Source organism: Paludisphaera borealis (genome assembly GCF_001956985.1).
Classification (GTDB): Bacteria; Planctomycetota; Planctomycetia; order Isosphaerales; family Isosphaeraceae; genus Paludisphaera; species Paludisphaera borealis.
The window spans coordinates 6,679,264-6,699,033 of record NZ_CP019082.1; the positions used below are offsets into that span (position 1 = coordinate 6,679,264).

Below are 19,770 nucleotides of genomic sequence, written 5' to 3' on the forward strand. Positions count from 1 at the left end.
CACCCTCCGGCGTTCCAGCATGGTCGCGGGTCCGCCAGGCCGAGGAACATCAGTTCACCGCCAGCGATCCGCGTGAATGAGATTGTCATGCGTCGCGCCGGGTTTTAGGCTAAGATGCTTGTTCAATTTGATCAGCCAAGCGTCCTCAAAGCGAGCCGGGCGCGCGACTCGAAGGAGTTTTCCGAGGTATGTCGTCCACCGTGAATCTGAAGCAACATGTGAGCGCGGCCAAGACCCCGATGGACACGACCTGCATCGACACGATTCGGACGTTGGCCATGGATGCCGTTCAGAAGGCCAACTCGGGCCATCCGGGAACTCCGATGGCTCTGGCGCCGGTGGCCTACGTCCTCTGGCAGGATCACCTCCGGTTCGACCCTTCCGAGCCGGTCTGGCCCAATCGCGACCGCTTCGTCCTCTCGGCCGGCCACGCCTCGATGCTGCTCTACTCGCTGTTGCACCTCACCGAGGTCCAGGCGGTCGATGAGAATTACGAGACGCTCGGCAAGCCGTCGGTCTCGCTCGACGAGATCAAGAAATTCCGGCAGTTGCACAGCCACACGCCGGGCCACCCCGAATACCACCTGACGTCGGGCGTCGAGACGACGACCGGGCCGCTGGGGCAGGGGGTCGCCAACAGCGTCGGCATGGCGATCGCCGAGCGCTGGCTCGCCGCCCATTTCAACAAGCCCGGCTTCGAGGACTTGATCGACTTCAACGTCTACGCGATTTGCAGCGACGGCGACATGATGGAGGGGATCTCGCACGAAGCCGCTTCGCTCGCCGGGCACCTCAAGCTCTCGAACCTCTGCTGGATCTACGACGACAACCGGATCACGATCGAAGGCAGCACCGAGCTGACCTACGGCGACGACGCCGCCGAACGGTTCATGGCCTACGGCTGGAACGTCACGCGGGTCGGCGACGCCAACGACCTGGAGCTGCTCGAACGCGCCTATCAGGCGTTCCTGAACTGCAAGGACCGGCCGACGCTCATCATCGTCGACAGCCACATCGCCTGGGGCGCCCCGAACAAGCAAGACACCAGCGGGGCGCACGGCGAACCCCTGGGCGAAGAGGAAATCCGCCTCACCAAGAAGTTCTACGGCTGGCCCGAGGACGCCAAGTTCCTGGTCCCCGACGGCGTCTACGAGCACTTCCGCCAGGGCGTCGGCCGACGGGGCAAAGAGCTTCGCGAGGCCTGGTTCAAGCGGCTCGACGCCTACAAGGCCGAGTATCCGGAACTCGCCGACCAGCTCTACAAGATTCAGCATCGCGAGCTTCCCGACGGCTGGGACAAGGACGTGCCGACCTTCCCGGCCGACGCCAAGGGGCTGGCCTCGCGCGATTCGTCGGGCAAGACGCTCAACGCCTTCGCCAAGAACATCCCCTGGCTGATCGGCGGCGCGGCCGACCTCGCTCCCTCCACCAAGACTATGTTGACCTTCGACGGCGCGGGGTCGTTCGAGGCCGAGAACTACGGCGGCCGAAATTTCCACTTCGGGATCCGCGAACACGCGATGGGCGCCATCCTGAACGGGATGTCCACCGTCAAGGTGCGACCCTACGGATCGGGCTTCCTGATCTTCAGCGACTACGGCCGAGCGCCGATCCGGTTGGCCGCGATCATGGAATTGCCGGTCGTCTATGTGTTCACGCACGACTCGATCGGGGTCGGCGAGGACGGGCCGACCCACCAGCCGGTCGAGCAGCTCCCGTCGCTCCGAGCGATCCCCGGCCTGCTCGTTTTCCGGCCGTGCGACGCCAACGAGGTCGTTGAAGCCTGGCGAGTGGTCCTTCAGCTTCGCCATCAGCCCGCCGCGCTAGTGCTCACCCGGCAGGCGATCCCGACCCTCGACCGCACGCAGTTCGGCGCGGCGTCCGGGCTCGCCAAGGGCGCCTACATCCTGGCCGACGCGGCCGACGGCAAGCCCGACGTGCTCTTGCTCGCGACCGGCAGCGAGGTTTCGCTCTGCATCGGGGCGTACGAGCAGCTCAAGGCCGAGGGGATCAAGGCCCGCGTCGTCAGCATGCCGTGCTGGGAACTGTTCGACGACCAGGACCAGGCGTATCAGGACCAGGTTCTCCCGCCGGACGTCAACGCCCGCGTGTCGGTCGAACAGGCCTCGACCTTCGGCTGGGCGAAGTACGTCGGACGCACCGGCGCGACCGTCGGCATGCATTCGTTCGGCGCCTCGGCCCCGCTCAAGGACCTGCTTCACGAGTTCGGCTTCACCGCCGATCGAGTCGTGGCCGCCGCCAAGGAACAGATCGAGAAGAACCGCCGCTGAGGTTGACGTAGAAAACGGGCCGGGGCCGGATTCGCTTCGACCCCGCGCGGGCGATTGTATACGTGCCCGAAGCGCCAGCGAGTGCATCCACCGTCAGCCGACAGGGAATGCACTCGCAGGCGCTTCGGGCTCGTATTTTGATGCGCCGAAGACGGGCGGCGTAACTCTCAGGGACGGCTCAGCCGTCCCATGAAAAGAATCGCGCCCGTTTTCGTGTCGCGGATCAGGTAAAGGAACGGGTGATCGGCCCGGAAGACGATCTCCTTGGCGGCGAACGCCGACGAGCGGACGCCGACGACGGCGGTCGCGGCAGCAGCCTCGGTCCCCTTTTCCTCGACCTCGACGAACGCCTTGTGGACGACGGCCGAGATCGCGAAGTCGCGCGACCCGGTGATGCCCGAGAAGTCCGCGCCACCCTGGAACGCGAGCGGCATGCCGAGCTTCGTGAGGACGTCCTTCAGCTCGGCTTCGACCGTCGACGTGAAACGGGGGAGGCTTACCTTGACCCGGCTCGACTTCAGCCCGGCGAGCCAGGAGTCGAGATTTTCGACCGATAGGGACGCCTCAAGAGCTTCCAGTCCGTCCGCCTGCTTGGGCAGCAGCACGACCATCGCCAGCGAGCCGTCCTTGTACGGCAGCTCGAGCGTCTGGAACGCCTCGCCTTCGAAGTAGGGAAGCCGGGTCGTCTGGTTCATCATCTTCACCCGGACGGGGTCGCCCTTCGCGGGCCGAAAGTCGTCGTCTTGAGTCGCCTGGGCCGAGAACGGGTGCGCCCAGTAGCCCTTGAAGTAGATCGCGCTCGTCAGCACGACGACCGTGTCCGAGGTGACGACCGACGGCTTCAGCAGATCCTTGATTTTGTCGCGGGTCTGGTCCTCGACCCACCGGTTGATCGTCTCGCGGGCGGCGGCGGCCGCGTGCGCGAAGTCGACGGCCCGCGCCTTGGAACGGAACGACCGATCGAGCAGCGCCACGAAATCCGGGACCAGCTTCTCGCGCTCGTCGATCCAGACGGCGTTCGCCATCCACAGCCCGGCCTCTTGGAGAGCTTGATCCTTCTCACCAGGCTGCTGTTGCGCGTCCTTGATCGACGCCCGCAGCGAATCGATCCAAAGTCCAAGGTCGGCGTGGGCCTGGGGGCCAAGGCGGTCGAGGTGGAGCGTTCGGTTCATCTGCTCGGCGGTTTCGCCCCGCGCGCCGGCCGAGGTCATCGCCAGGGCGGTGGTGATGCTCAGGGGCGAACAGAAGACGTTGCCCTCGCGCCGCCGCAGTTCCCCGTACAGATCGAGCGCGAACCGCGACGTGGCCGAGGCCAGTTTGGGATCGCTCGCCTCGCGCGCTGGCGCGTCCGAATCCGGCATGGGAGTCTCCAACGCGGCCGCCGCGGCCAGGAGAAAGGGAAGCATCACGAGCAGGGGTTGCATGATCCGGGGCTCCTTCAAGCTAGACGTGGAGCGGAGCCCGCCCGTCCGATCGGTTCGATCCGGCTCACGGCTCACTCGGGGTCGGCGAGGTCCGCCCCGGGGTCGGGCTCCTGGGTGGTCGCGGGTTTCCGGGCTGCGCCTCGGGTACGTCGATTCCGGGTCGTGGCCTTGGCCGGCGCCTTGGTCTGACGACTCGCGCGTCCGACCTTGGCGGCAGCCTCGTCCTGCTCGACCTTGGCGACGGCCAGTCGGCCGTCGCTCGACATCTTGTGATCGACCCGGCTCAAGAACGCCTGGCCGAGCAACGGGGCCAGGTCGGCCTTGTTGCCGGGCATCACCGAACAGACGACGTTCTTGACGGTTACTTTTCCCACACGGACTGACGGCAGCGTCATTTTCCGCGCCTCGACGACGCTGCCGTCGGCGATCCGGTGCTTGACGACGGGGTCGGTATCCTTGGGCTTCATCCCCAGCTCGTCGGCAAGCTCGGACGAGATCACCACCTCGCTCGCGCCGGTGTCGTAGATCATGGGCACGGCGAGCTTACCATTGAGCATCGCGTCGACGACGAAGACGCCCCCCTCGCGGCGACACTTGATCGTGTCGGACGAGACGGCCCCTTCGGCCTTTTCCAACCGCTGGACGGCGGCAAGGAAGTCGCGCGAGGGGCCGAGCTTGTATTTGATCTTCGATTTCGAGGCCGTCGAGACGTCATTCAAGGCGCGAACGATTTCGTCGTCCTTGGCCAGCCCCTGATACTTGGCGAGGGTCGCGTCGACCAGCCGCCTCAGTTCGAGCATCGCCTCCAGGAATTGCTCGCGCCGTTGCGTCACCTCGCCGAGGACCTGATGCTTCTGGTCCGTGTCGCGGTCCATCCGGCGGAGCGAGTTCAACCGCTCGGCCATCTGATTCGACGTCGCGACGACCGAATTGCGCTGGGCGACGATCTGGTTTCGCTGCGCGTTCATGACGATGCTGTTGACGCCGGCCTGCTCGATCTGTGCGATCTCCTGGTCGAACGCCTGGATCTGCTGTTGAGAGGCCTGGTAGTTTTGCGAAAGCTCCTCGAGATAGGCTTTGCGCTCCTCGGCCCCGGCCTCGATCATGTTGAGGTAGTCGAGTCCCTCGCCGACCTTCTGATGGAGCGCAGCGAGTTCCTTTATGCTCTTGAGGACCTTCGCCTCCTCCGGCAGAACGTAGGTCCCGCCGGAGCGCTTCAGCTCGTGCGTCTTGAGCGTGGCGTCGGCCGCGGGGACAGCCTGGGCGCGGACGGAAGCAGTCGCAGATCCGACCAGGAGGCACGCGAGTCCGGTCATACGAGCGATTCGCCGCGTGATCATTTTCGACTCTCCGGAGGACCTCGGCGCGCAAGAAACCCGTGCTCAGCCGAACGGCTTACAGCCAAGACTATCTTACGACGCCCGGTAGAAGTCGGAAAGCATCCAGTTCAACCGACCGGAGAATCACCACCTGATGGACGCGGGCCGATCCGAGGCGCTTAGCGGTGCGAACCGCCGGGCCCCCTGTCGCGCTTGCCGGGCGGCCCGTGCCGCCGTCCGCCGGGAATGGCCGGCTGGCCTTCGGCCCCGGCCGCGAGCGCGGTGCCCTCGCCGACGACTCGCGTCACCATGTACGTACCGCTCTTGGGGTTGCGCTCGATGTCCACCAGGCTGAGGTTGTCGCCGTCTTCCAGCAGGTGGGTGAAGCTGCGATAGCCGTAGTAGCTCTCGTCGAACGAGGGCTTCTTCCGCTTCATCGTGTCCTTGATCATCGACGCGTAGAGCACTTCGTGATTCTCGCGGCGGAGCGCCGTGCAGGCTTCGAGCAGGAGGCTGAAAACCTCGCGCTGCTTCTCGGGTAGGCTGGCCGGCAGAAACGAGTTCAGGTCGATCGCGAGCTGCTGCTCGTTCTGTTCCTGACGCTCGAGGTCTTCGTAATAGATGAACTCGTCGCAGTTATCGCGGAGCAACTCCGAGGTCGACCCCTTCATACCCAGCCCGATGACGTGCTTGCCGTTCTCTTTGAGCTTGGAGACCAGCGGCGAGAAATCGGAGTCGCCCGAGACGATCACGAACGTGTCGACGTGCGGCTTGCTCCAGGCCAAGTCCATCGCATCAACGACCAGCCGGATGTCGGCCGAATTCTTGCCGGTCTGCGAACGCTTGGGGATCTCGATCAGCTCGATCGCCGACTCGTGAAACGGCGCAGTGTAGTTAGGATAGCGGCTCCAGTCGGCGTACGCCTTTTTAACGATCAACTTGCCCTTCTCGACCAGCCGCTCGAGCACCTTCTGGACGTCGAACTTGATCTTCCGTTGCCCCTGAAAACCCATCGCGAGGTTCTCCAGGTCGATGAAAACAGCCAGGTTGCGTTCGCGTTCACGATCAACTTTGGTCATGGGAGGAGGCACTCGCGCCGAGCAACGGTTGGGTCCGGAAACTGCATGGGAATCCATCGATCTCCGCGCGCTGTTCGACGACCCGAGATCAAGGCCCTTGTCACCGTCTCATGCTACGGCAATTCGTTCCTTCGCTCAACCCAACACACATCCGATCGAGTCACATTCCATCACGCACCAAAACACCCGCCCCAGCACACTCTCGCCCTTGCATGCCCACCAGAAACCTCAGCGCATTAAAAAATTCGTCAGACTGACGACGAAACCGGAAACGCGCTTTACATTTCTGTTGCCGAAGAATCGAAAGAATCCTCCGTTCCCAATCGCTGGGCTCCTTGACAGCCCCTAAATCTAATCCATTCCCATAGAAACAGGTTTGCATACTTGGTCCGATTCTTGCACGGCCCTGCGATCCAGGGGGGTCTGCCCAAAATAGATCGCCGAAGAGTCGGCATCAAATGTGTGAAAACATGAGGCCTGAGCCATGGAAATCGGCTTGCCGGCCCAGTAGATTTACATCGCCTGAGCTATCTAGAGAGAATAGACGCTATAGGCAAACGAAGCACGTCGCACGAAATTGTGTGTGAAATCGGGGGATTCCATCAAGGGAGTGACTTCGATGGCGAACGGAGTCAGGCTTTTTTAGGCAGTCCAAGGAGATGACCGACATGATTTTCAACAGGCGGAACATCCGCGGCATCGCAGGGGCGAGCCTGGCGACGAGCCTCTTGCTGCCGCCTTTCGCCCAGGGCGCGGACGACGCGAAGCCGTCGCCGCAATCACCGGCTCCGAGCAGTCAGGCTGCGGCCGCGGGGACGACCACGGTGCTCGTGCCTCAGACTCAGGTGACCTATGAGACCGTGTACGACCTCCAGTGCGTGCAGGTCCCGGTGACCGTCAACCAGACCCAGTACAAAACCGAACTCCGCAACCAGACCGTCCCGGTCACTCGGGTCGTCACCGAGAACGTCCCCGTCACCGTCAACCAGACCCAGTACAAGACCGAACTCCGCAACCAGACCGTCCCGGTCACTCGGGTCGTCACCGAGAACGTCCCCGTCACCGTCAACCAGACCCAGTACAAGACCGAACTCCGCAACCAGACCGTCCCGGTCACTCGGGTCGTCACCGAGAACGTCCCCGTCACCGTCAACCAGACCCAGTACAAGACCGAACTCCGCAACCAGACCGTCCCGGTCGTCAAGACCGTCGCCGAAGTGGTGAACGTCACCCAGACGTATACGGTCAACGTGCCGAAGCAGCAGACCGTCAACCAGACCGTGACCAAGACCGTCTACAAGCCGGTCACCACGACTCAGAAGCAGCAGCAGTACGTGACTGTGCTCAAGCCGGTGACCCGGACGGTTCTCCAGCCTCAGACCAAGACCGTGCTCACGTCGCAGGTTCAGACCAGCTACGTCAACCAGTCCTACACCGAGAACGTGCCGGTGACCACGAATCGCCAGGTCGTCGAGGAGACGGGCGGTTACGTGACGCAGACCGTCGCGATCAACACTCCGGCCCCCGCGGTCGACGCCTGCGGCAATCCGGTGAGCGGCTACACCGGCGGTAGCGTGGGCCACGGCCACGGTCTCTTGGGCCATGGCCTCGGCCTCAAGCACGGTCACCACGGCGGCTTCGGCAGCGCCAGCCTCTTCAGCGGCGTTCTCGGCGGCTCACCCTCCGTCGGCGGCGCCAGCGCGTGCCAGACGACTTACGCCACCCAGCAAGTCTACGTTTCTCGTCCGGTCGTCCGTTGCGTTCCGGAAACGACGTACGTCGCCCAGACGCGGACGCAGGCGGTGCCGGTCCAGCAGGTCGTTCAAGTGCCCACGACAACGACCGAACTGGTGCCCGTCAGCGTCACCGAGAACGTCCCGACCCAGGAAGTCACGACGATCGACGTCCCCGTGACGACGATGCAGGCGTCGCAGGTCAGTGAGACGGTTCCGGTCACCACCACGGTGTACGTCGCCGAGCAGCGGACCCAGCAGGTGCCGATCACGCAGTACAAGCAGGTCACCGAAAACGTCACCCAGCAGTACGCCGTCCAAGTCCCCTACACGGTCCCCGTCACCACCTATCAGCAGCAGCAGAAGCAGGTCACCGAAAACGTCACCCAGCAGTACGCCGTCCAAGTCCCCTACACGGTCCCCGTCACCACCTATCAGCAGCAGCAGAAGCAGGTCACCGAAAACGTCACCCAGCAGTACGCCGTCCAGGTCCCCTACACGGTCCCCGTCACCACTTATCAGCAGCAGCAGAAGCAGGTCACCGAAAACGTCACCCAGCAGTACGCCGTCCAGGTCCCCTACACGGTCCCCGTCACCACCTATCAGCAGCAGCAGAAGCAGGTCACCGAAAACGTCACCCAGCAGTACGCCGTCCAGGTCCCCTACACGGTCCCCGTCACCACCTATCAACAGCAGCAGAGGCAGGTGGCCCGACAGGTTCCGGTCACGCGCCAGGTTCTGGTGCCGGTGACGGTCCCTGCCGCCCCCGCCTCCGCCCCGCTGGCTTCGCCCCAGGCCGCCCGCGATCGTAAGACGAGCGTTCGCTGAAAGCACCTCGCGGACTGTTCCAGCCGTAGCATCTCACTCTCCAGGCTCGCCTGACTGGGTGGGAACGATTCCCAAGACGACCGAGCTGTTCTCGACGAGGCTTGCAAGCAAGCCGAGCAGGAGCAGCTCGGTCGTTTTCGTTGATTCGACGCCAGGAACGCCGGCCCGACGGGCGCCGCCGATCAAACGGCCCTTACCCGCTGAACAGCCTGCTCGGCCGGCCAGCGTTGCAGACGGGCCGGAGCTGGATTCTCGTCTCCACCCATGGCGTGGGAGCAGGCGCCCCAAGAGCCGGATGATGGGGTTTGGTCGGCGAGGCGTTCGACGAATTCCTATGACGCCCACCCTCGCAAGACATGCTCGCGGCAGCCTGTCTTGATGACTTTCAGCAATCCAACACGCAAACCACGCCAACGGCGGCCGGAACTCGCCTGGCCTTGCGCGATGAGGAGATTGGTCGACGGATCAAGTCCGATGCACGACTCGAAGGCCCGGGCGTTGGCCCCGCTCGAAAAACCTGGGCGCAAAAAAAATCCCCGGTCGATGACCGGGGACTCAAGCAGGCTCGAACTCAACGGACGATCAAGCCTTCTTCGGGTTCTCGGCGGCGGGAGCCGGAGCCGGAGGAGCCGGAGCCGGGGGAGCGGGGGCCGGGGGAGCCTCATCAGCGGCCGGAGCGGCCTCAGCCGGGGCGGCAGGGGCGGCCTCAGCCGGAGCGGCAGGAGCCGAAACGACCGGAGCGGCCTTGGCCGGGGCCGGAGCATACGCGCCGCCTTGGGGAGCCGGCAGGGTCTTCGCCGGAGCGTAGGCCGGGGCCGCCTGAGCGGCCGGCAGCGTCTTGACCGGGGCCGGAGCCTGAGCGACCGGCAGGGTCTTCGCCGGAGCGTAGGCCGGAGCCGCCTGAGCGGCCGGCAGCGTCTTGACCGGGGCCGGAGCCTGAGCGGCCGGCAGGGTCTTCGCCGGAGCGTAGGCCGGAGCCGCCTGAGCGGGGCCGGCAGCGTCTTGACCGGAACCGGAGCCTGAGCGGCCGGCAGGGTCTTCGCCGGAGCGTAGGCCGGAGCCGCCTGAGCGGCCGGCAGCGTCTTGACCGGAACCGGAGCCTGAGCGGCCGGCAGGGTCTTCGCCGGAGCGTAGGCCGGAGCCGCCTGAGCGGCCGGCAGCGTCTTCATCGGGGCCGGAGCCTGAGCGGCCGGCAGGGTCTTCGCCGGAGCGTAGGCCGGAGCCGCCTGAGCGGCCGGCAGCGTCTTCATCGGGGCCGGAGCCTGAGCGGCCGGCAGCATCTTCGCCGGAGCGTAGGCCGGAGCCGCCTGAGCGGCAGGCAGCGTTTTGACCGGAACCGGAGCCTGAGCGGCCGGCAGCGTCTTCATCGGGGCCGGAGCCTGAGCGGCCGGCAAGGTCTTGGCCGGAGCGTACACGACACCCTGGGGTGCCGGAGCGACGGCGGTCGGAACCTGCTTGGAGGGAACTTGAGCGTATGCGGACGTAGCCAGGGCGGCCACGGTCGCAGCGCTGAACAACCGAGTGCGCAGCATAGGTGCATTCTCCACGGTAGCCGGATCATCAAAAAAACAGATGCCTGGGGACGTCCCGGGCACGTGATCCCGTCTAGGACTCACCTAGTATACGAGATCACGGTCTGCGAGTTCTGGGAGCTTTGCGAATTTTTAGTAGATTAAATCGAGTCTTTCGCCTTGTCCAGGCTTCAGGCCTACATGATTGGCAAAATTGGCGCCTATCGCCGATCTGTAGGATCTGTAACGCTTCGGCTGACTGCATCAAACAAGGCGAAGGATTGTCTGAGTATAGGACTCGAACTCGCATCAGGCGGGGGGGTTCATCAACTTGGTCGAGCCGTAATCATTTCCGCGACTCGCGAAGCCGATTCCTCAAAAGAAGCGGTTTGGGTCTGAGCGACTGATCGACTATGCTCGAATCGTAGGATCTAGAGTTCAGGTCGGAAAGTCGCACCCGAAACCCGCGCGGTTTCAGGAGGGACGCCGACGGCCGGGCAGGGCTGCGAAGCCAGACCGACTTTATCGATTCCAGGCCGTGCCAAGCTCGAGAGCCATAGGATGGTGGTTTCAGCGAGCGTCGCGCGGGATCTCAGGGAGGGGCAGGTCGATTGATCTCCATCATCTCGGCGAGACACCGGGATCGGACCGCGCGAGCCGGTTCGCGCTGCGCGCTGGCCTGCGCCGTCGGCTTGCTGCTTTTTCTGGTTGCGATGCCCGGCTCGACTCTCGGTCAAAAGGGGTCGGACGACTCCACGCCCGCCCCTCGGGTGATCCCGGATTCGCTCCGGTTCGCTCACGGGCTCTTCCGACAACGGAAGTTCGATCTCGCCGCCGAGGAGTATCAGCGGTTCCTGGAGACCGATCCAGCAGTCGTCGACGCCGACGACGCGCGGTTCGGCCTGGCCAGCGCGCGGCTGCTTCAAGGACGCTACAAGGAGGCGCGGTCGGCCTTTCAGGAGTTCCTGCGGCTCGCCCCGAAGCATGCGAGGGCGCGAACCGCCTGGTATCGACTTGGCGAGCTCTCTTACATGCTGGGCGATCTCCCCTCGGCCCGCGAGGCGCTCGAACGATTCACGGCCGATCCCGCTCCGCATCCCAATCTTGAGACCGCCTGGACCTATCTGGGCGACGTCCGATCGTCGCTCGACGATCCCAAGGCCGCCCGCGAAGCCTACGAGAAATCGCTGGCGATGGCGCCCGACGCCCGCCTGGCCGACCGCGCCCGCTATGGTCTCGGGCGCTCGCTCGCGAGCCTGGGCGAGACCCAGCCGGCGATCGACGTTCTGCGCGAGGTCGTGCGTCGAGGGGCCTCGGATTGGGTCGACAAGTCGTTGCTCCAGATCGGCAAGATCGAGGTCAACGCCGCCCGATTCGCCGACGCCGAGAAGACGTTCGACAAGCTCGCCGGCCTCGTCCCGCCGAGTTCGTTCCAGTCGGAGGCTCAGCTTCGCCGCGGCGAGGCGCTCTTGCGACTCGATCGCCACGACGAGGCCCTGCGTCTGCTCCAGCCGCTGGCGGCCGACCCGTCGCAAGCGCTCGCCGCCGACGCCTCGCTCGCCTTGGCCAGCATCGAGCTGCGTCAGGGCCACGCCGACGAGGCGCTGAAGACGCTCGACGCGACCCTCGCTCGCGCGGCGAAATCGCCTCTCGAACCGGCCCTGCTGTACCGATCGGCCGAAGCCCTCCGCGCGCTCAAGCGTCCGGACGAAGCGAAGGCGCGGTTCCTCAAGGTCGCGGAGGTCGCCCCGGCTGATCCCTGGGCCGACGACGCGTGGCTCGAAGCCGCCCGGCTCGCCCTCGACGCCGGCGACCACGCCGAGGCCGGCAAGCTCGCCGCCGCCTTTCCGGAGAAGTTCCCGAAGTCCAAGCTTGGCCCGGACGTCGTGCTGATCCAGGCTCGCGCGGCGATGAGCGGCCGTCAGCCCGAGGCGGCCGTCGGGCTCCTTGAACCGCTGGTCGGCCCGGAAGCCAAGCCGTCCGCCGTGCTCGCTCCCGATCTGGCCGCCGCGATCCGGTACGAGTTGGCGTTGGCTTATCGAGCAACGGGCCAGGGGGCTCGGGCCGACGCGATCCTGGCGTCGTTGACGACCTCCGCCGAGGCCGGTTTCTTACTCGGTCAGAGTCACCTGGAAGCCGGGCGATACGCCGAGGCGCTCGCGGAGTTCGAACGCTACCTGAATTCCTCGCCCAAGGGACAGGTGGCCGACCACGCTCTGGCCCATCAAACCGCCGCGTATCTCGGGCTGGGCAAGCGCGACGACGCGGCGAAGTCGCTCGGCGTGCTGGCCGAGCGATTCCCCGAAAGCCCGGCGCTTCCCCCCGCGCGGCTGCGGCTGGCGGAATCGGCCTTCGCGGCCGGCGATCTCCCAAAGGCGATCGAGCAGTTCCAGATCCTTGTCGGCCCCAATCCCGCCGCCAAGGTGGAAGTCCCCCAGGCTGTTCGCGAACGCGCCGAGCTGGGGCTGGCGCGGGCGCTGTCGAAGAAGGGAGACGCCGGCGCCGCCGCGGCAATCTTCGACACGATCATCGCCCGCACCAAGGACGGGCCCCAGGCGGCCGGCCTGACGCTCGAACGCGCCCGATCGCTCGAAGCCGCCGGCAAGATCGATGAGGCGATCGCCGCCTATGAACAGCTCGAGACTCGCTTCGCGGCGGACGACTCGGTCCTTCACGCCGGCCTGGCCCGGGCGCGGCTGCTCGCCGAGTCGAAACGTCCGGAGGCCGCGGCCGAGCTGATCGGAAAACTCGTCGCCGACGAAGCCGCCCGCAAGCGGCTCACAACGATCGGCCAGCCGATCGACGCGCTGCTCGCCGAGCGGGCCTGGGCCCTCGCCGACGCCGGGAAGACGGCCGAGGCCGACGACGCGTTCGGCGAGTTGCTCAAGACCTTTCCCAACAGCGAATACGCCGCGGACGCCCGCTTCAACCTGGCCGAATCGGCCAACCAGAAGAAGGATTTCGCCGAGGTGGCGCGGCTGCTTGTTCCGCTCGTGAAACCCGACAAGCCCGACGCTCCGAAGACGCCCGACCGACTGCTTCCCGCCGTCCTCTACCGGCTGGGACGAACTCAGATCGAACTGAGCGACTGGCCGGCCGCGTCGTCGACTCTCGATCGGCTGATCGCCGAATTCGCCAACGACCGGCATCTCCGCGAAGCCCGCTTGCTCCGCGCCGAGGCGGCGCTGCGGCAAGATAGGTTCGACGCCGCCGAGTCGGATCTCTCCGCCCTGACGGCCGGACCGCCGAGCCCCGACGATCCGCCGAATTTCGCGAGCGTCGTGCGCGAGCGTCGGCTTCAGAGCCTCCTCGGCCTGAAACGCTGGAAGGACGCGCTCGCCGAGGCCGACGCCCTGAAGGCCGAGAAAACCGACTCCGCGCGCGACGTCGTCGAATTCGCACGCGGTCGGGCTCTCCTGGGCCTGGCCCGGCCCGACGACGCCCGCGCCGCCTTCCAGGCGGTGATCGAATCGCACCCGGGGAGCGAACTCGCCGCGCAAGCCCAGCTCATGCGGGGCGAGACGTACTTTCACGAGGACCGCCTTCGCGAAGCCAAGTTGGAGTACCTCAGGGTCGACAGCCTCTTCAACGCTCCGCGCTGGCAGGCCGCGGCGCTGCTCGAAGCCGGCAAGGTCGACGAGCGTCTCAGCCAGTGGAGCGACGCCGTCGAGACGTATAATTATTTACTCAATCGATTCCCCGACGACCCGTCCACCGTCGAGGCTAAGAACGAAGCTCGGAAGCGCCGCGCGGCGGTCCTCGATCAGCATAAAGTGAAAGAGCCGAGCGATGGCGAAGCGAAGTGATCAAGTCGAGCCGATCATGATCGCGCATGTCGATGCAGTAGACGTCCATCGCCACAAATTGGGAAGGAACCCGTCGATGAAGCCCAAGCAGCGGACAGGCCCATGGACTTGTCGGACCTTGACGTCGGGTTTGCTCTGTATCGGGCTCTTGGCCTTCGCGCCGACGGCCCGCGCGGAAGACGCGGCCGAGGACGGAAAGTCGATCGTCATCCAGCGGCGCATCGCCCGCGTCGTCAGCGAAGTCTTGATCTGGTACGAGCAGACTCCGGCCGGCGAGCGGATCGCCTGGGGAGGGCTTGCCGCGTGCATCCCGCTGGGTCTGTGCGTCGTGGCCGAACGATCGTTTCGATTGCGGAGGCGATCGGTCGTCCCCAACGACTTCACCGCCCGGTTCCTCGACCGCCTGCACGAGGGCAAGCTCGACGGCGGCAAGGCGCTCGACTATTGCGAGATGAACCCGAGCCCGGCCGCCCGCGTCGCTCTGGCCGCGGTGCGCCGCTGGGGACGACCGGCGATCGAGTTGGAACGCGCCGTCGCCCTGGCCCACCGTTGGGAGTCGGAGCGGTTGCGGAGCAACGTCGGAACCTTGCGACGAATCACAATCCTGGCACCGCTGCTGGGCTTGCTGGGCACCCTGCTGACCTTCGACCGGATCATGACGGAAGCCGGTGCGTCGCCGCTCTCGTGGCCGGCCCTGGCCGAGGCGCTACGGCCGTCGATCCTGGGCGTGGGCATCGCGACCGCGGCCCTGGTCGCCTATGACCTCATGATGGTGCGGATCGAGCGGCTGGGCGGCGCCCTCGACCGATTGGGCGCCGAGACCGTCGACGCCGTTGCAATGACAACTCCCGTATCGGCCCCGACCTTCCCCTCGACGCCTCACGTCCGGATCGGCGCCGGCCCGTCGGAGTCGCGGCGCGTTCCAAACTCCGGGTCATGACGACCGAGCGAGCGCGGCCTGGTGCGAGAATCAGGCGTTTCGACTATGCTGAACACGATCCGTCGTCCCGTAACGCACGGCGATCCTCGAACCTGGGCGTGAGCCGATGACCGACGGTCTAGATCTGGAATCGTTCCTGCTGCTGCTGAGAGCCGACCTGGGGGCCTGGGCCTTCCTGGGCCTGGTCTCGCTGCTGCTGGCGATCCTGGTCTGGGTGAGTTGGGGATCGCGCAAGGCGCTCCGCAAGTGTCTAGCGCTGTCGATCGCCGCGCACGCGGGACTTCTGGTCGGCGGAACCAGCATGCCGGCCGTGATGAAGGCGCTCCACCCGACGCCGATCGACGCCGAGTCCGAGCCGCACATCCGACGAATCAAGGTCTCGCCGTCGCCGTCGGACGCATCGACCCGATCGGGCGGCGCGGAGTCGACCGCCAGCGTGGGCGATGCGTCCCGTCCGGCGGTCGTCGGTCCGGTCGATCGGCTTGAGGAACCGGTCGTCCTGGCAATGCAACGGCTGCCCACGAGCCGGCCCGATCAGGAAGCGTCGACCGTCCGCGCGCCGCTCCCCGAGTCGCAGCCGCAGCCGCCGCTGGCGATCGATGAAGCCACCCCCGACGCGCCGCTCCCCCCGACCTCCGCGGAGCCGGAAACGCGATCGGCGACCAGTCCGCCTCTGTCGGCCGCCGCGCCGGCTTCCGCGCTCAACGTCTCGGGCGACGAAACGCTGAAAGCCCCGGACGTCCCCCCGCCGCCGCGCAGCAAGGACGACGCCTCGACCACGCCCCGCGTCGCTGCATCGCTCCTTCCCGACTCGCGCCTCCGTCCGCCGTCGCCTCACGCCCGACCGGCGACCCCGAGGCCGTCGGAGAACGCGAAAGAGAGCGCCAGGCCGGTCCCCCTGGCGATGACGACTCTCCGACCGGCCCCACCGGATCGGTCGACGCCCGTGCTGGCCGACCTCCTCGGCGCGACGGGACGGCCGACGATCACCGAGGTTCCCAAGATCTACCGCTCGCGGCTCGACGCCGACCGCTCGGCGCGAGCCGAACGCAGCGGAGCAAGCAACGCCAGCGAGCAGGCCGTGGAGCGCGCGCTCGACTGGCTGGCCCGCCATCAAGACGCGGACGGCCGGTGGGACGGCGGCACGGCTCGCTACGACGACGGCGTGGTCGTCGAGGGCGACGACGATTTCACAGTTCACTGCCCGGCTGGTCAGACCTGTTTCGGTGAGTGCGCATACTGGGAAGCCGACACCGGGCTGACCGGCCTCGCCCTCCTGACCTACCTCGGCGCGGGCTACACCCACAAGGACGGCAAGTACGCGACGACGGTCTCCAAGGGCCTCGACTTCTTGCTGAGCCAGCAGAAGCCCGACGGCGACCTCCGAGGCGCGAGCCGGACCGTCGGCATGTATTGCCATGCGATGGCCACCCTGGCTCTCTGCGAAGCGTACGCGCTGTCGCTCGACGACAAGCTGCTCTCGGGAGCCGAGCGCGCGATCGGCTTCCTCGCACGGTCGCGCGCCCGCGACGGCCTGGCATGGCGATATGCGCCCGGCGCGGGCGTCGGCGACACGAGTATCCTGGGCTGGGTCGTGATGGCGCTTAAGTCGGCCAAGGAGATCGGCATCCCGATCGCGAATCAGGCGTCGCTCGAAAAGGGCGCCGCGCTCTGGCTCGACAAGGTCGCGAGCGGCGACGCCAAGGGGCTGGGGCGCTACCAACCCTGGGACGACGTCACGCCGACGATGACCGCCGAGGCCTGGGCCTGCCGCCAGTTCCTCGGACTCGGCGGCCCAGGCCCCAGCAGCGCCGAGGCCGCCGCCTACTTGCTCAAGCACGAATCGGACAAGGGCGACACGAACGTCTATTACTGGTATTACGCCACGCTCGCGATGTACCAGCACGGCGGCCAACCCTGGAAGCAGTGGAACGACCGGGTCCGCAACCGCCTGGTCGGACTTCAGCGCAAGTCGGGGCATCAGGCGGGAAGCTGGGACCCCGACGCCAGCGTCTATGGCGAGCGCGGAGGGCGGATTTATTGTACCACGCTCGCCGCGCTCTCGCTCGAAGTCTACTACCGCTACCTGCGGCTGTACGACAAGCCGAGCCTCGACCACGACGCCGAAGACGACGCCCCCGCCCTCGAAGCACCGCCCGCTGGCTCGCCTCGGCCTTGATCAGCCTCGACGGCGGCCGATCGTTACTCGTGCCGTAGTGCGTCGATCGGGTTGAGCAGCGCGGCCTTGATCGCCGGCACGAGGCCGAAGACGACGCCGGTTCCCGTCGAGATTCCAAAGCCCAGCGCCACCGCCCACCACGGGATGACGACGTTGACCATCTGGGGATGAAGGCTCGCCAGGGCGCTCATCGCGTAGCCCAGGCCGATCCCCAGCGCACCACCCAGCAAGCTAAGGAATACGGCCTCGATCAAGAATTGCAACAGGATGTCGCGTCGGCGCGCGCCAACGGCCTTACGCAGGCCGATCTCGCGAGTCCGCTCGGTCACGCTGACCAGCATGACGTTCATGATCCCGATGCCGCCGACGAGCAGCGAGACCCCGACGATCCCCGCCAGCACCGCCGTCGCCACGAGGCTGAGGCTGTTGAAAGCTTCGAGGATCTCGTCCTGGGTCACGATGTTGAAATCGTTGGGCTGATAGGCGTCGAGCCGATGACGGCGGCGTAGCAAGTTGACGATCTGCGCCCGGGCCTCGGGAACCGCCAGTTCCGACGTCGCCTGGGCCGTCATGGCGATCTTGCGCTGGAGCGCGGGGTACATCTTGAGAGCCATGGTGTACGGGATCAAAACCAGGTTGTCCTGGCTGTTGCCGAAGAAACTCCCTTTCTCTTCGAGAACGCCGATCACCTGAAACCGCCGGCCCGCGAGCAAGATCGTCTGGCCCACGACGCCTTCATCGAGGTTGAGCTTACGAAGGACCTCGCGACCCAGAATGCAGACGTGATGTCGCTCCTCGACGTCGACGATCGAGAAGGGACGGCCGATCGCGACGTGGAAATTGCGGATCGCGTGGTACGGGGCCGACGCCCCCTCGACCGGCACACGAAGTTCGTCGCGTCCGTATTGCAGCAAGGCGTCGGGGGGCTTCACCAGCGGCGAGATCCGCCGCAACGCGGGGCAGCCGTCCTCGATCGCCGCGATATCGCGCTCGTCGAGCACGATCCGCCCCAGCCGCTTCCCCGCCTCCCCCCCGGGCCGTTCGGGCCAGACCCACATGGCGTTCGTCCCCAGCCCCTGCAAGAACTCGGCGACATACCGCGTGAACCCCTGGACGACTCCGACGACCGTGATCGTCGACGTCACCGCGATCACGATCCCCAGCACCGTGAGCAGCGACCGAAACCGATGCGCCCACAACTGCTCGAAGGCGTTCCAGACGTTGGCCAGTGCGATCCTCACGGCGAAGTCGTCCCCTGAATTCCTGGAGCTTGCGTCACTCGAACAGCCGACCAACCACGACGGAGAATCCCGGAAGAATCTCTGGATACGTCAACTCGTCGTTTCGCCCCAAGGTCCGAGGCGCGCTCTCGGCGCCGTGCACGACGGCGATCTCGTCGTCGAGGTCGAGCACGGTGACGAATAGAACACCCGCGTTCAGGTACTCGGCGATTTTCTTCAAGACGTCCGACCAGCGATCGCTCGGCGACTTCACCTCGAAAACAAGCTCGGGAATCTCCGGCCCGTACCCGGTCGATCGCGAGCTTTCGGGAAGCCTCTCGTAGCTGTAATACGCCACATCGGCACCTCGCACAGTGTCGGGATTGCGCTCGGTGACGATCGCTGAATCGTTGCTGTACACTCGGCCGAGTTTCTGATCCTCGAGGAATCGCCTGAGATGGAACACTATCTCTGCGCACGTATACCCATGCCTTCGATTCGGAGGCGGCGACATGACGATTTTCCCTCTCACAAGTTCCTCGGGCCGTCCGATGTCGGGGCGCAGGCCGAATTCCTCGGCGTTGAGAAGAGTCTGTTCAGCGGTTGCCATGGCGAGGTCTCCCAGGACTTGTGGTCGTCCTTGATTGTCCCAGAAGACCGTGGGGGCGTCCATCGAACGTGCGAGGGGTCATGATTCGTGCTCCTCGTCGGATTCGACGCGGCCGTCGCGGATGCGGACGACGCGGCGGCAGCGCGCGGCGATGTCGGGCTCGTGGGTGACGATCACGATCGTCTGGCCCTCGCGATGGAGGTCGGCGAACAGTTCGAGTATCTCGTCGCCGGTCTGGGTGTCGAGGTTGCCGGTCGGCTCATCGGCCAGAAGCAGCGCCGGGCGCTGGACGAGCGCCCGAGCGATGGCCACCCGCTGTCGCTGGCCGCCCGACATCTGGTTGGGTCGATGGCCCATCCGATCGGCGAGTCCCACTCGGGACAGCGCCTCGGTCGCCCGTCGGCGACGCTCCGAAGCCGACGTACCCGAGTAGATAAGCGGCAATTCAACGTTCCGCAGAGCCGACTGCCGCGCCAGCAACTCGAACGTCTGGAACACGAAGCCGATCCGTCGCCCACGAACCTGGGCCAGCTCCGATTGCGACAGCCGCGCGACGTCGCGGCCGTCGAGGCAGTAGCGGCCATCCGTGGGGACGTCGAGGCAGCCGATGATGTTCATCAGCGTCGACTTGCCCGATCCCGAAGGCCCCATGATCGCCGCCAGCTCGTTCGATCGGATCGTCAGATCAACCCCGCGCAGCGCATGGACCGTCTCCTCACCCATCGGGTAGACCTTGGTGATCCCCTCAAGCAGGATCACCGGCGCGGGTGCGTCCGCCGTGCGCGTCTCGCCAGGTTCGTTCGAGATCGCCTGAGACGTCATGAGCGGTC

Annotated in this window: 11 protein-coding genes; 5 read left to right on the forward strand and 6 right to left on the reverse strand. The window is 66.0% G+C overall.

What is annotated here, in order from left to right:
• The first annotated feature begins 188 nt into the window (after positions 1 to 188).
• A complete protein-coding gene (gene tkt, locus BSF38_RS25875; RefSeq protein ID WP_076349944.1) occupies positions 189 to 2,291 on the forward strand; it encodes a transketolase in 2,103 nt (700 codons plus the stop codon).
• A 167-nt stretch (positions 2,292 to 2,458) separates the two neighbouring features.
• On the opposite strand, the gene BSF38_RS25880 is transcribed toward tkt, so the two are convergent.
• The 3 genes from BSF38_RS25880 to BSF38_RS25890 form a co-directional block, all read right to left on the reverse strand.
• Positions 2,459 to 3,715 (reverse strand): serpin family protein, encoded by a 1,257-nt coding sequence (locus BSF38_RS25880; protein WP_076349945.1) that lies wholly within the window; start codon positions 3,713 to 3,715, stop codon positions 2,459 to 2,461.
• A gap of 71 nt (positions 3,716 to 3,786) precedes the next feature.
• Complete coding sequence (locus BSF38_RS25885) at positions 3,787 to 5,031, reverse strand: retropepsin-like aspartic protease family protein (protein ID WP_076349946.1); 1,245 nt, start codon at positions 5,029 to 5,031, stop codon at positions 3,787 to 3,789.
• A 182-nt stretch (positions 5,032 to 5,213) separates the two neighbouring features.
• Positions 5,214 to 6,113: an NYN domain-containing protein gene (locus BSF38_RS25890; protein WP_083713489.1), complete on the reverse strand. Its 900-nt coding sequence runs from the start codon at positions 6,111 to 6,113 to the stop codon at positions 5,214 to 5,216.
• A gap of 668 nt (positions 6,114 to 6,781) precedes the next feature.
• Between BSF38_RS25890 and BSF38_RS25895 the strand changes: the two genes are divergently transcribed.
• The 4 genes from BSF38_RS25895 (at position 6,782) to BSF38_RS25910 (ending at position 17,110) form a co-directional block, all read left to right on the forward strand.
• Positions 6,782 to 8,674, forward strand: a complete 1,893-nt coding sequence (locus BSF38_RS25895; protein WP_145952330.1) for a hypothetical protein — start codon at positions 6,782 to 6,784, stop codon at positions 8,672 to 8,674.
• Between the two features lie 2,122 nt (positions 8,675 to 10,796).
• Positions 10,797 to 13,991, forward strand: a complete 3,195-nt coding sequence (locus tag BSF38_RS25900; protein ID WP_076349948.1) for a tetratricopeptide repeat protein — start codon at positions 10,797 to 10,799, stop codon at positions 13,989 to 13,991.
• A 118-nt stretch (positions 13,992 to 14,109) separates the two neighbouring features.
• The gene (locus tag BSF38_RS25905) at positions 14,110 to 14,931 is read left to right on the forward strand and encodes a MotA/TolQ/ExbB proton channel family protein (protein WP_168189461.1); all 822 of its coding nucleotides are present in this window, start codon (positions 14,110 to 14,112) and stop codon (positions 14,929 to 14,931) included.
• 106 nt (positions 14,932 to 15,037) lie between these two features.
• The gene (locus tag BSF38_RS25910; RefSeq protein ID WP_076349950.1) at positions 15,038 to 17,110 is read left to right on the forward strand and encodes a prenyltransferase/squalene oxidase repeat-containing protein; all 2,073 of its coding nucleotides are present in this window, start codon (positions 15,038 to 15,040) and stop codon (positions 17,108 to 17,110) included.
• Positions 17,111 to 17,133: 23 nt separating this feature from the next.
• Here the strand turns inward: BSF38_RS25910 and BSF38_RS25915 are convergent, their stop codons facing one another.
• Genes BSF38_RS25915 through BSF38_RS25925 form a run of 3 tightly spaced genes read right to left on the reverse strand, consistent with a single transcriptional unit; the run spans position 17,134 to position 19,762 of the window.
• A complete protein-coding gene (locus tag BSF38_RS25915) occupies positions 17,134 to 18,351 on the reverse strand; it encodes an ABC transporter permease (protein ID WP_237170611.1) in 1,218 nt (405 codons plus the stop codon).
• 34 nt (positions 18,352 to 18,385) lie between these two features.
• The gene (locus BSF38_RS25920; protein ID WP_083713495.1) at positions 18,386 to 19,003 is read right to left on the reverse strand and encodes a Uma2 family endonuclease; all 618 of its coding nucleotides are present in this window, start codon (positions 19,001 to 19,003) and stop codon (positions 18,386 to 18,388) included.
• A 15-nt stretch (positions 19,004 to 19,018) separates the two neighbouring features.
• Positions 19,019 to 19,762 carry an ABC transporter ATP-binding protein gene (locus BSF38_RS25925; RefSeq protein ID WP_076349951.1) on the reverse strand — a complete coding sequence of 248 codons (744 nt, stop codon included), beginning with the start codon at positions 19,760 to 19,762 and terminating at the stop codon, positions 19,019 to 19,021.
• Positions 19,763 to 19,770: the final 8 nt, after the last annotated feature.